General features: G+C 62.6%; 1 protein-coding gene. It reads left to right on the plus strand.

Annotated features, from left to right (window positions below; translation table 11 throughout):
• Nucleotides 1-129 precede the first annotated feature (129 nt).
• A partial coding sequence (locus BME24068_RS34800) for a helix-turn-helix domain-containing protein (RefSeq protein ID WP_174928806.1) occupies nucleotides 130-569 on the plus strand: 440 nt, incomplete at its 3' end.

The following is a 569-nucleotide window of genomic DNA, read 5'->3' on the forward strand; positions in this document are numbered from 1 at the left end:
CGTTGTAAGAGCAAAGTTGTAATGTCGTATCTGGGCAAAGTTGAAATGTCGTAGTTCGAGGGTTTCGGCGCATGCTGGCGGCGGTTTGAACTGCCGGAGCGCATCGTGGGCCAACCTGGACTGATCACCATGAGCATGCGGGAGCTGGACCGTCTGAAGGTCGTGGAAGCCGTGATCGAGCAGCATCTGATGCCTTGGCGAGCCGCGGAGCGGCTCGGGATCAGTCGCCGGCAGATTGAACGGCTGGTCGCCCGGTATCGCGCTGCTGGCCCGGTCGGGCTGATTTCGCAGCGTCGTGGTCACGCGAGCAACCATCAACTGCCCGAGGATTTGGCGCATCGTGCCTTGAGCCTGATTCGTGAGCGCTACGCCGATTTCGGGCCGACGCTGGCCTGCGAGAAGCTGTGGGAATGCCACGGGCTGCAGTTGTCGAAGGAGACGGTCAGAAGGCTGATGACGGACGCCGGGCTGTGGATTCCGCGCCGGCAACGACCGCCGAAGGTTTATCAGCCGCGAGCGCGCCGGGCTTGCCTCGGCGAACTGATCCAGATCGACGGCAGCGATCATCG

It is taken from the genome of Burkholderia anthina (genome assembly GCF_902498995.1).
Lineage (GTDB): Bacteria > Pseudomonadota > Gammaproteobacteria > Burkholderiales > Burkholderiaceae > Burkholderia > Burkholderia anthina.